The sequence below is a fragment of the Paenibacillus sp. J22P51 genome (assembly GCF_059692215.1).
In genome coordinates this window covers 62017-73922 of record NZ_JCAUAZ010000011.1, presented here as the reverse complement: position 1 = coordinate 73922, position 11906 = coordinate 62017, and the positions used below count along the sequence as shown (strand labels likewise).

9 protein-coding genes are annotated in these 11906 nt (G+C 45.5%); 7 read left to right on the top strand and 2 right to left on the bottom strand.

Annotated elements, in window-relative coordinates; genetic code table 11:
- Window positions 1–25: 25 nt before the first annotated feature.
- From AC58QC_RS21520 to AC58QC_RS21510, 3 genes are all read left to right on the top strand, one after another.
- The gene (locus AC58QC_RS21520; RefSeq protein ID WP_497417126.1) at window positions 26–1192 is read left to right on the top strand and encodes a DNA sulfur modification protein DndB; all 1167 of its coding nucleotides are present in this window, start codon (window positions 26–28) and stop codon (window positions 1190–1192) included.
- Window positions 1192–2367 (top strand): DNA sulfur modification protein DndB, encoded by a 1176-nt coding sequence (locus AC58QC_RS21515; protein WP_497417125.1) that lies wholly within the window; start codon window positions 1192–1194, stop codon window positions 2365–2367. Before AC58QC_RS21520 ends, AC58QC_RS21515 begins: the two co-directional genes overlap by 1 nt.
- A 171-nt stretch (window positions 2368–2538) precedes the next feature.
- Window positions 2539–2730 carry a hypothetical protein gene (locus AC58QC_RS21510; RefSeq protein WP_497417124.1) on the top strand — a complete coding sequence of 64 codons (192 nt, stop codon included), beginning with the start codon at window positions 2539–2541 and terminating at the stop codon, window positions 2728–2730.
- Between the two features lie 90 nt (window positions 2731–2820).
- Here the strand turns inward: AC58QC_RS21510 and AC58QC_RS21505 are convergent, their stop codons facing one another.
- Complete coding sequence (locus tag AC58QC_RS21505) at window positions 2821–3846, bottom strand: LacI family DNA-binding transcriptional regulator (RefSeq protein ID WP_497417123.1); 1026 nt, start codon at window positions 3844–3846, stop codon at window positions 2821–2823.
- A gap of 633 nt (window positions 3847–4479) precedes the next feature.
- On the opposite strand from AC58QC_RS21505, the gene AC58QC_RS21500 reads away from it, so the two are divergent.
- From AC58QC_RS21500 to AC58QC_RS21485, 4 genes are all read left to right on the top strand, one after another.
- On the top strand, window positions 4480–5802 hold the full coding sequence (locus tag AC58QC_RS21500; protein WP_497417122.1) for a sugar ABC transporter substrate-binding protein: 1323 nt from the start codon (window positions 4480–4482) through the stop codon (window positions 5800–5802).
- Between the two features lie 94 nt (window positions 5803–5896).
- On the top strand, window positions 5897–7210 hold the full coding sequence (locus AC58QC_RS21495; RefSeq protein WP_497417121.1) for a carbohydrate ABC transporter permease: 1314 nt from the start codon (window positions 5897–5899) through the stop codon (window positions 7208–7210).
- The gene (locus AC58QC_RS21490) at window positions 7207–8055 is read left to right on the top strand and encodes a sugar ABC transporter permease (protein ID WP_497417120.1); all 849 of its coding nucleotides are present in this window, start codon (window positions 7207–7209) and stop codon (window positions 8053–8055) included. Before AC58QC_RS21495 ends, AC58QC_RS21490 begins: the two co-directional genes overlap by 4 nt.
- Window positions 8052–9623 (top strand): alpha-amylase family glycosyl hydrolase, encoded by a 1572-nt coding sequence (locus AC58QC_RS21485; protein WP_497417119.1) that lies wholly within the window; start codon window positions 8052–8054, stop codon window positions 9621–9623. Before AC58QC_RS21490 ends, AC58QC_RS21485 begins: the two co-directional genes overlap by 4 nt.
- A gap of 363 nt (window positions 9624–9986) precedes the next feature.
- Here AC58QC_RS21485 and AC58QC_RS21480 read toward each other — a convergent pair whose 3' ends face one another.
- Window positions 9987–11741: an alpha-glycosidase gene (locus AC58QC_RS21480; RefSeq protein ID WP_497417238.1), complete on the bottom strand. Its 1755-nt coding sequence runs from the start codon at window positions 11739–11741 to the stop codon at window positions 9987–9989.
- Window positions 11742–11906: the final 165 nt, after the last annotated feature.

Sequence of the window (11906 nt, the reverse complement as noted above, 5' to 3'; positions counted from 1 at the left end):
TTTATACGTTGAAAGGGGTAAGCATATGGATGCCATTTCTTCACTATCTGAGCTTTTAGCTGATCAGAAGCCGTCATCGTTCGTTGAAATTCCCGGAATTTTAGGACAGACGTTCGGGCAAGCGACTATAGCTGCTACATTACCTATTAGCAAACTATTTTCTATTTTTGAGGTTGATTTAGAAGTACAACGTGCGATTATTCCACGTAACCTCTCCAAGTTAATTGACTATGTGAATTTATATTTAGAGGATCGCCAACCTATCTATTTCCCTGGCATTATTTTCTCAGCAAGAGGTGCAGGGCATTACGATGAGGAGCATCAAGCCCTTCGATTACAGCCGATTGAGAAATTGTACGTTGTTGACGGTCAGCACAGATTAGCTGCTTTCCAACGGATTATGGAAACGCTGCAAAGCCAGATGGCACGTGCGAAAGATCGTCGGGAATACGACAAAATGGAAGAAATTACGGAAAAGCTGCGCCGATTATATGCTTTCCCAATCTCAACCATGACGTATCTGGATATCAATGCACGTCAGGAGCGTCAATTGTTCTCCGACATTAATAAGCTTCCTCGTAAACTTGGAGGTAACTTGGCTGTACTTCGCGATCAGCGTCGGTTCTATCATGTGGCTGCGACTGAGCTAGCGGCGAAAGCGCCTGCCATGCAGAAGCTAACCGTTGATATGTTCTCAGAGCGCGGGAAATCGCCGGAGTATTTGTTCTCCTACCACTTGTTAATTGAGATTCTAGTGGGATTGTTTGAAGGGCGTATGAAATCTGCCGCTCGTAATAACAACTATCAATATGCCGACAAAGATTTGCAGGAGCTAATCTCTCTAGCAGGCGGCTATTTTAATGGGTTATTGACACATTTGCCGTCCCCGACCAAGGGTGAAATTGTGTGGTCTGAGAATATCCAAATTGCCTTAGCCCTGTTCATGCATGAAGAAGCAACGAAAACAGGCAGCTTCAATCGCTATGCGCTTGAGCATGCTTTGAAAATATTACCGCATGTCAATTGGAATAGTATTTACGCAGGAGAAGAGAAGGATCGTTTGCCAAGACGTACACGTATCATGAAGGCTTACAACCATATTAAGAACTTCTATCAAGAGCAAAATGCGTTCCTGATCAGTGACGCAGAAGCCTACAAAGCTAGTTTTGCGAATAAGGAGGACGTGAGCTAATGGAAGGATTACGCCTGAAAATGACCATCCATCCTTTCTGCGAAAGGTTCGGTCTAGCGACTGTTGCCTTACGCGTTCAGGACCTGCTGAACTATACAATGATCGATCCTATGGTTCAACGGAAGCTGAGTAATATGCAGCGCCGGAAGATCTCAACTTATTTGCAAGAACGTGAGTTGGATCATGTTTTCTTCGGCCCTGTTACGCTATCGCTGCGCGAGGTGAACCAGCTTTCCAAAGGGGCGAAAGAGTTTCTCTTACGTCATGGCTCGAAGCTATCGATTCTTGATGGCCAACATCGTATTCTAGCTCTTGGTTATGTGAATGATCAGATGCAAAAGGAAGTACGACGCTTTGAGAAGAAGCTGGCTCTGCTCAAGATTAAGCAACGGAAGTTTAGTGATGATGCGGAGATTAAGCAAGAGGTTGAGGAAACAGAAGGTACGATTAATCAACTTGAGGGAAGACGCTTAGACCTCATGGAAACACAGCTTGCTGTGCAAATCTATATCGGTTTGACGGAAGAAGAAGAGCAGCAGCTATTCGGCGACATCAACTCCAAGGTACAGCTTGTTAGTAAGGAACTCGGACATTCCTTCGACTCCATTGATCCGCTTAATTTGGTTATTCAACAGGTTGTGGATCACAATGTGTACCTGAAGGCAGCAGGAGTGGAGAGACGCAGTAATTTGACCTCCTTTAACCGTAATTTTACATGCTTCAGCTGGTTGTATGCGACGGCGACAATGCTGTTCTCAGGCAGAATGCAGCCTTCTTACGAGCTGCAGCGTAAAATTCGACATGATCCATCAACGTATGTTGAAATCTTGCATCAGTTTTTCAATACCATCCTGCCAATGATGCCAGAACAGCCAGGGTTGGCGCAATATACATCAGCGAATCGCGTGATTCAGGAGAGTATTGCGCTATATGCGAATCGCTTCCTATTCCCAAATGGAGAATATAACGAAGAGTGGACGCAGTCCTTACAGCTGTTAGATGGCTTCGATTGGTCACATGATAATGAAGAGTTGATCTATGTATTCGGCTCGTTGGATAATGGCAAAATCAATCTCATTCACGAGAAATCGTTGAAAAAGCATGTGAAACTCGTGCAATTCTTCCTTGAAGGCACGGATTCAGCTAGCGATTCCGAAGAAGTATCCTCCGCATAAGCGGAGACACGGAAAACCTTTCTATCTCAATGGAAGTTGAGAGATAGAAAGGTTTTTTTGTGTTATTATGACAGACTCTTAAAATATACGCATCCACTTCTGCATCCGTCTATATCAAAAGTATAAAACTAGCATACGATATCATATAAAGCTTGAAGGGAGGAAAATACAATGAGTTGCTCCGTATTTGCTACTTTGGCTCGCATCGGACTTGGTACGGTCATCACAGTTCATGCTGGTACTCAACCGAATCATACAGGTAGATTTCTTGGTATTGAACATGGAAATGCTGTTCTAGCATCTAATAACGGTACAGTTTTCTTTGTTGCCATCGATAAAATTTCTGTCGTTCATATTCCTTAATATTCGTACCAAAATGTAAGATAAGAAAGCAAGAGAGCGGACGAGCTCTCTTGCTTTCTTATTGTTCTTCGTATAAGACTAGTAATCACATCAACTATGAATGGAATGAAGAGACGATTCTCTTGTCATCAATCGATGTGGAATGATGATGTGATTGTGATGAATCGGTTCCCCCTTCACGGCTTTAATCAAGGTTTGTGAAGCTGTATAACCGAGCTGATAGATGCCGATATCGATAGAGCTGATTGGTGGAGAGGATAGCTCAGACATAGGAATATTATTGAAACCGACCAAGCTCAGGTCAGATGGTACTTTATAGCCAAGCTCGGTCACCCCGCGAAGGACGCCGAAGGCCACGATATCATCAATGACGACAAGCGCAGTCGGGCGCTCAGGCAGATTCATGAAAAAAGACATAGCGCGATAGCCGCTCTCTTGGAGGAATTCACCCTCAACAATCCACTCGGATTGAATCTCCAGCTTGGCTTCACGCATGGCTTGTACATATCCATCCATCCGATCTCGTGAAACAATGAGATTTGGAGGACCGCTCACGAAGCCAATGCGCTTATGGCCTTGGGCGATCAGATGCCGCGTCGCATCATAGGCTGCTAGTACGTTATTATTATCAACTGATAATACCTCAGGGAAATCCTCGCTTCTACCCACAAGGACGAATGGGAATTTCATCTCTTGCAAGAAGGAGATCACAGGGTCGGATTTACGAGAATAGAGCAGAATGATGCCGTCGACTCTGCGTCCTTTGACAAGTCTCGTAATCGCTTCGACTTCTTCACGCTCAGATGTACCTGTGGTCATCATCAGGTCATAGCCGCTGCGCGTAGATTGTGTCACGACGCCGCGGATGATTTCGGAGAAAAAGAGATTTAAGAATAGCTCTTCTGCAGAACGAGGCAGGAGAATACCAATCGTTTGCGTAGTTTTGGATACGAGACTCTTAGCCATCACATTCGGGTGATAACCCAATTCGTCCATAATTTCTTTCACTTTGCGGATCGTTGCAGAACTAATACGAGAATGTCCGGATATAACACGGGATACGGTAGAAGGAGATACTCCTGCTTTTTTGGCGACATCGATAATCGTAACGGACATGGTCCGAACCTCCAGTGCAAACGATTGTGCTCACGGATCGTGATGCGTTATTTTCTATGTTAGCTATTTCTAAAGCAAAAGTAAATCATTTGTATGAGAATAGCTTTTATCTAAGTCATTCGTCAATGAACGACCGCTATTCTACCTCAGAAGATGAACATAATCTCTGAAACAAGCTCCAATTACTTTGTGGGGATACCTAGAGGTTGTAACTTGTAGATGTCTCAGAAAAGCTTAGTTCTGCTAGCTTCGTATAACAACTGTGCAATTTGCATTGAGTACTGTGCAAAATATTGAGAGTTGTCATTCATAATTATTTTGAGATACTTCGAAAATAAGAGTAAATAGAAGATATTATACTATAAATCCGGAAAAATGGCCTATTTTAATCTGTGCAAACGTTTTTACAAATGAAGAACTGTGTTGTATGATTACTCATGAATAAAGCGCTTGCAAAGAATGATTTCATAAATGTAAAGCATTTATTCGATGAAATAGAAGTCGTAAAGCTACTCTTAGACGAAATTGAGCAAACGTTTGCACAAGTTTATGAGGTCGCTTACATTTATTCGCACTCCAGCAATACTACGCTAAGATTGACTATTTACCTAATATGAGAGGGGTTTTACAAAAATGAAAAAATCACTATCCATGATTGCAGCGGTATCCGTTGTCGCCTTATCTGTTACGGCATGTTCTTCCGCACCAGAGGAAACAGCGAAGCCTTCAGCGGCTGCAGCAACAGAAGCGCCTAAAGCTACTGCAGCGGCAACGACAGCAGCAGCAACAACTGATAACGACATGGGACTTAAACCAGAAGCTGGTGCCAAATTAGTAGTATGGGATGCACCAGATCAGAAAGCATTCATCGAATCCGTTGCGAAGCAATTCGAAGCGAAATATAAAGTACCTGTTAAATTCGAAGAAGTTAACCCACCGGATCAACCGGCTAAATTAACAGCAGACGGTCCAGCTGGTGTAGCGGCTGACGTAACTGTAATCCCGCATGATAACTTAGGTAAAATGGTATCTGCTGGGTTGTATCTGCCGAATGATGTGTTCGCAGATCAAACTAAAAAAGACAACGCGGAAGCTGCTGTACAAGGAGCGACCTTCAATAATACACTATTCGGTTACCCGAAATCCGTTGAAACTTACGCTTTGATCTATAACAAAGATTTAGTGAAAACGGCTCCAAAATCATTTGATGACGTTGTTGCTTTTGCAAAAACGTACAATGACCCTGGGAAAAACAAATTCGCCTTCATGTTTGATATCGGCAATTTCTATTTTGACTATGCGTTCCTAGCGGGTCCTGGTGGTTATGTATTTGGTAAAAATGGTACTGACAAAACGGATATCGGCCTTAACAATGAGGGTGCCGTTGCAGGAGCGAAGTTCTTTGCTTCTTTGAAAAAGGATGTATTACCTGTTAAATCCGGTGATGTAACGTATGACATCAAAAAAGGTCTCTTCACAAGCGGTACACTCGCAATGGATCTGAACGGACCATGGACCATTCTTGATTACAAAAATGCAAAAATCAACATTGGCGTAGTACCTATTCCTACAATTAATGGGAAGCCAGCTGTTTCCTTTGCAGGTATCAAAATTCTAGGCGTTAACGCATATACGAAATACCCGAATGCAGCTAAACTTTTCGCGCACTTTGCAACTTCCCAAGCGGCGCAATTGGAAAACTTCAAAATTTCCGGTCAGCTTCCTTCTAATAAAGCAGCAGCTGATGATGCTAGCGTGAAAAACGATGAGTTGGCTAACGGCTTCCTGCAACAATTGAAAACATCCCAAGCGATGCCATCCATTCCTGAAATGGGCAATATCTGGACACCAATGGGCGCAGCACTTGGCGACATCTGGAACGATGGCAAAGATCCTAAAGCGACACTAGACAATGCGGTAAAACAAATTAAAGATACGAACGCAGCAACAAAATAAAGATTTGCAATACCACTTGTATAGGTAGCGGACACCCGTCGAGGAATCGGCGGGTGATTCCATTCTAGGATACGGAAGGAGCTGGCTGAAGAAAATGGGTACTCATCGTCGCATGGCGGCTGCTTTATCTGTGATTAGTCTTGGCCTTGGACAATTGTATAATCGGCAGTATATAAAGGGACTCCTCCTGCTTCTCATCGAAGTTGTAGGAATCAATTATTTTGTCAAAAACCTGAGTCACGCGATCTGGGGGCTCTTTACACTGGGTAAAACTCCAACACATTTTGAAACTATAAATGGTGTTGCCAAAACAGTGAAAGGGGATCATTCCATCTTCTTAATGTTGGGTGGATTGATTACACTGCTGCTGCTTTTCCTCTTCGCTGTCGTGTATGTGATGAATATTAAAGATGCTTACTTAACGGGGAAGAAACGGGAAGAAGGAAAGCAACCCGCGAATATCGCGCAGTCATTACGGTATGTGCTTGATAAGAGATTTCCTGAGATTTTCCTCTCGATCCCGATTATTGGCGTATTGTTCGTTACGATTTTGCCGATTATTTTCACGATATTGATTGCCTTTACCAATTATTCAGGCCCCGATAATCTACCGCCTGCGAAGGTGCTGAAATGGGTCGGCTTCCGAACGTTTCATGATTTGATTATGTTCAAAACATGGAGCTACTCCTTCTTCCATATCTTAGGATGGACCATTATATGGGCAGTTGTTGCAACCTTTACTACTTACATGGGCGGGGTTCTGGTAGCTTTACTTGTGAATCAAAAAGGCATTCGCCTAAAAGGCATGTGGAGAACGATTTTTATCATTCCGTATGCGATCCCACAGCTGGTTTCCTTGTTGGTTATGAGAAATATGTTCAACGGACAGTTTGGACCGATTAATCAATACTTGGGCTATTTCGGCTTAGGTAAGCTTCCTTGGCTGACAGATCCCACGATGGCGAAGATTACGGTAATTATAGTCAACATGTGGGTTGGTATTCCGGTTTCCATGATCCTAATTATGGGCGTATTAACCGCGATTCCCAAAGATCTATATGAAGCTGCTGAAGTGGATGGGGCGTCCTCATTTCTGAAATTCCGTCTCATCACGATGCCGTTCATTTTATTTACAACAGCGCCACTACTCATTATTCAATTCGCTGGAAATATCAATAATTTCAACGTTATTTTTCTTCTGACCAAAGGAGATCCGGTTAACGGTAAATTCCAATATGGCGGAAGTACAGATTTGCTAGTGACTTGGCTGTATAAGCTGACGTTGGATCAACAGAAGTACAATATCGCGGCAGCGGTCGGGATTATCATCTTCTTTATGATTGCTTCGCTTTCCATCTGGAGCTATCGGAAGACGCGCTCATTCAAAGAGGAGGATATGATCCAATGACTACAACTCGCAAAAAATCCAAATTCACCTTCGGCCTGCTTCTAAGCTATATCGTGCTGGTTATTATAGCGATTTGTTGCATTTATCCCGCGCTTTGGGTCGTCTTAGCCTCATTCCGGCCTGGTGCTGCGCTGTATAGTCCAACTCTGATTCCGAAAAGTTTAACCTTAGACCATTACCACGAGCTATTAACTTCGACGCGATTTAAATTTACAACCTGGTATTGGAACACGCTGAAAATCGCCACATTGACGATGATCTTCTCGACGATTCTAACGACGATCAGTGGTTATTCCCTGTCCAGGTTCCGGTTCAAAAGCAGAAAAACAATCATGACGGGTGTACTCATTTTAAGCATGTTTCCAACGTTCATGAGCTTAACCGCTTTCTATGTCTTACTGCTGCAGCTCAAATTATTTGATAACATTTATGCGCTGGTGGCGATTTATTCGGCAGCGGGCTTGCTGCAAGCTTTTGTGGTGAAAGGATTTTTTGACACCATTCCGCGGAGTTTGGAGGAATCGGCACGTATTGATGGCGCATCGAACCTGCAAATTTTCACAAGAATCATGTTGCCGTTGTCCCGGCCAATGCTAACCTATGTCGCATTAATGTCCTTTACAGGTGCGTGGGTTGATTTTATTTTGGCAAAAGTCGTATTACGTTCCAAAGATCACTGGTCCGTTGCTGTTGGCTTGTTCGATTTAGTGGATAAGGAACAAAGCAGTAACTTTGCCCTATTTGCGACTGGGTCGGTCTTAATTGCTTTACCGATTACGATACTATTCGTATTCTTGCAACGCTTCCTCGTTGATGGCTTAACGGCAGGAGCTTCCAAAGGATGAGTAGATTTCGTAGGCTGAATCTGATCTGGATGCTCGGGATGGCTCTTGTGCTGATGGTGACAGGATGCTCGAAAGACATGGGGAACGAGGCGAGCGGCCAAAACCATGGCGTGTTTTATGAGATTTTTGTTCGTTCTTTTCAAGATTCGAATGGCGATGGGGTCGGTGACCTGAATGGGGTTACGGCCAAACTCGACTATTTAAAGGATCTGGGGATCAAAGGGATTTGGCTAACGCCGATCATGACTTCTCCTAGCTATCACGGCTATGATGTGACGAATTATTATCAAATTAATCCTGAGTTTGGTACGATGGCTGATTTTCAGGCATTAACCAAAGAGGCGCACAAGCGCGGCATTCAGGTCATAATGGATTTGGTCGTAAATCATACTAGTTCCGAGAATCCTTGGTTCATTGAAGCTGCAAAAGATAAAAACAGTCCTTATCGCAATTGGTATACGTGGGCCGAGGATCAAGGCAAACCTGCTTCAGGGCAAAGCGCCGCTGGAGACAAGGCGTGGCATCTTAAGAATGGCAGCCATTACCTCGGTATTTTCTGGGAAGGCATGCCGGATTTGAATTTTGACAATGCGGATGTTCGCAAGGAAATGATCAAGGTCGGCCAATTCTGGCTTGGGCAAGGTGCCGATGGCTTCCGATTAGACGCTGCTAAGCATGTCTATGAAGATTTCACTGATTCCAAAAAGGATCCTCAAACCTCGCTGAAAAATGTAGCTTGGTGGAAAGAATTCCGTGCGGGTCTGCGGGAAGTGAAAGATCATGCTTATGTAGTCGGAGAAATTTGGGATAGTATTGCCGTTATTGCGCCTTACTTGGACAATGCGCTGGATTCGGGGTTTAACTTCGATTTGGCGAAAACACTGATTAGCTCGGCGAATTCCGAGAACGCAGGGAACATCGCGTTTACCCTTGAAAGGGCATACGGCTTATATGACAAAACCTCTGGCGGCAAATTCATTGATGCGCCATTCCTGTCCAATCATGACCAGACGCGGGTGATGAGTGCGTTACAAGGCAATGTGGACCATGCCAAAATGGCGGCAGCCCTGCTGCTCACCATGCCAGGCAACCCGTTTCTCTACTACGGCGAGGAAATCGGCATGCTCGGAATGAAGCCGGACGAGTACTTGCGTGAGCCGATGCATTGGACCGCTGCGGGCGGTGCTGGGCAGACCACTTGGGAAGCTCCGCGCTACAATAAAGAAGGTGCAACGAATGTCGCTGATCAGCTGAAAGACGGGAGTTCATTGTTGAATCACTATAAGAAGCTGATTCAATGGCGAAATGAGGAGCCTGCTCTGCAAGGCGGGAAGATCAGTGAGTTTAAGGCGAGTAATGAGCACATCGCAGCTTATGTGAGAGGAGAGTCCAAGGAAGCGCTCCTTGTTGTTCATAATCTCTCGGGTAAGGAACAAGTGCTGGATCTGAGTGTGGATCAAGTGAATACCGGTTTTACAAAGGTAAAACGGTTCACGGTTAAGGGTTGGAAGCTTGAGGGGAATAAGCTGGTTGTGCCTGCTTATTCGAGTGTGATTTTGAAGAAGTAGAGAATAGGAGCCCCCTTTGCCCCGCTTTTTGTGCGGTGAGGGGGTTTTTGTGTTGCGGTGGTGCCTAACGGACATAGACGACGTTAAATAGCTGAAATCAATAATCCTGATTATTTATCGGACACCAAATACGCTATTAAGCGATAATCAGGCGGAAATCATCGTTAAAGGTCAAAATAACGGCAGCTGTGTCCGATAGTATCTGCATGGTGATGTATCTGATCAAATAACGACCTTGCTGTCCATTAGAGTGTTCACATTTTCTAACTGTCGAACATGGGGCATCTCTATCGCACCCTCAGTTTACAGAGGGGGGAGAGGTGCAAATTCAGTAAATCTCCGTAGCTACCTTAGCAGCATACGCTACTCCGCGCGCAGCACGGCGTAGCCGTACGCCGGCAGCTGCAGCCGCAGCTTGCCGCCGACCGGCTCGGCCGCGGCGCCGCCCGCGAGCGCATCGCGCCAGCGGCGCTCGCAGGCGACCTTGACGCTCAGCTGCGCAGAGCGTCTGCCTGCGTTAACGAAGATGAGCAGATGCTCACCATCTTCGTTAACGCGCTCGAGCACAAGCCGCGCATCGCCCGGCTTGGCGTGCAGGAAGCGCAATGCGCCGGTGCGCAGCGCTTCGGAACTGCGCCGCAGGGCGATGAGCCTGCGGTAGAACTCGAACAGGTCGCGGTCCTGCAAGGACGCGTCCCACTCCATGCAGCGGCGGCAATCGGGGTCGCCGCCGCCGCTAAGCCCTACCTCGTCGCCGTAGTAAATACACGGCGTCCCAGGGAAAGTGAACTGAAGCAGCGCGGCCAGCTTCATCCGGCGTTTATCCTCGCCACACTGCGTGAGCAGGCGAGGTGTGTCGTGGCTGTCCAGCAGATTGAACGCAGCTTCGTTAGCTTGCTGCGGATAACTGGCCAGCTGGGCACCGATTGCATTAGCGAAGCCATAGCCGTCGAGCTTGCCCGTGGTTACGAAGTCGAGCACCGCCGTCGTGAAAGGATAGTTCATGACAGCGTCGAACTGGTCGCCTTGCAGCCACATCATGGAATCGTGCCAAATTTCACCGAGGATATAAGCATCCGGATTGATGCGCTTCACCTTGTCGTGGAATTGACGCCAGAAGTGGTGATCGACTTCATTGGCAACATCGAGGCGCCAGCCATCGATACCGATTTCTTTTACCCAGAATTCAGCGACCTCCAGCAAGTAGGCTTTGACTTCTTCGTGCTCTGTATTAAGCTTGGGCATGATTGGCTCAAAGGCAAATGTTTCATAAGTCGGAATACCGTTGTCATCAGCACGAAGCGGCCATTCTCTGACATGGAACCAGTCTGCATAGGCAGAGTCGGCTCCTTTTTCCATGACATCAACGAACGGTGGGAAGGTATGCCCGCAATGATTGAATACTGCATCAAGCAGCACGCGGATCCCCCGACTATGGCAAGCTTCGATTAATGCTTTCAATGTCTCGTTGGTTCCGAATTGAGGATCTACATTCCTATAATCCCTAGTATCATACTTATGATTGGTCGTCGCTTCGAATACGGGTGTGAAATAAATCGCAGTAATGCCTAACTCAGATAAGTGATCCAAGTGCTGCTGCACACCTAACAAATCCCCACCAAAGAAATTCGTAGGAGTCGGCTTACCGCCCCAAGGTTCAACATCGGAAGGATCTAAGCTTGGATCGCCATTTGCAAAACGTTCAGGAAAAATCTGATAAAACACAGCATCCTTCACCCAAGCTGGCGGCTTGAGGATGTCTACGGGATTAAGGAAAGGATACTCAAACATTCCGTTGGAATCCTCCGGCTCCTTAGGGAAAAAGCCTTGCTCCGTTAACCAGAGCTTTTCTTTCCCGTTTTGCAGCTTAAACCCGTATCGTAAGCGCCGATAAGGCGGCTGAATGGCTGCTTCCCAATAGTCAAATAACGCATCACTTGTTAAAATACGCATTTCGAAATAATCGGAGGTACGCTCCCAAGCATATTTATCCCCAGCGTACACATAAACCTTTTTCACATTATCGCGCTTTGTACGAATTCGGATATGTACGGTTTTGTCATCATAGGCATAAGACCAGTTTAATTTCGGGCGGTGATAGACCGCTTCAATGACCATCGACATAAATTAAGCCCCCTCTGGGTAGTGGTAAAAGTAAACGCAAAAAACAGGTACTGACCTGCATTCGAAAAATTCGAATCCGAGGTTGTACCTGTTAGGTAGCATTGCCTTTATATTAGTTTAATTATAAGAAAATAAACGCATGGGGTCTAGAACTTTTTC

Excerpts from the sequence above, each read along its gene's own strand:
- AC58QC_RS21520 (WP_497417126.1), top strand. The coding sequence starts at position 26 with ATGGATGCCATTTCTTCACTATCTGAGCTTTTAGCTGATCAGAAGCCG.
- AC58QC_RS21515 (WP_497417125.1), top strand. The coding sequence starts at position 1,192 with ATGGAAGGATTACGCCTGAAAATGACCATCCATCCTTTCTGCGAAAGG.
- AC58QC_RS21510 (WP_497417124.1), top strand. The coding sequence starts at position 2,539 with ATGAGTTGCTCCGTATTTGCTACTTTGGCTCGCATCGGACTTGGTACG.
- AC58QC_RS21505 (WP_497417123.1), bottom strand. The coding sequence starts at position 3,846 with ATGTCCGTTACGATTATCGATGTCGCCAAAAAAGCAGGAGTATCTCCT.
- AC58QC_RS21500 (WP_497417122.1), top strand. The coding sequence starts at position 4,480 with ATGAAAAAATCACTATCCATGATTGCAGCGGTATCCGTTGTCGCCTTA.
- AC58QC_RS21495 (WP_497417121.1), top strand. The coding sequence starts at position 5,897 with ATGGGTACTCATCGTCGCATGGCGGCTGCTTTATCTGTGATTAGTCTT.
- AC58QC_RS21490 (WP_497417120.1), top strand. The coding sequence starts at position 7,207 with ATGACTACAACTCGCAAAAAATCCAAATTCACCTTCGGCCTGCTTCTA.
- AC58QC_RS21485 (WP_497417119.1), top strand. The coding sequence starts at position 8,052 with ATGAGTAGATTTCGTAGGCTGAATCTGATCTGGATGCTCGGGATGGCT.
- AC58QC_RS21480 (WP_497417238.1), bottom strand. The coding sequence starts at position 11,741 with ATGGTCATTGAAGCGGTCTATCACCGCCCGAAATTAAACTGGTCTTAT.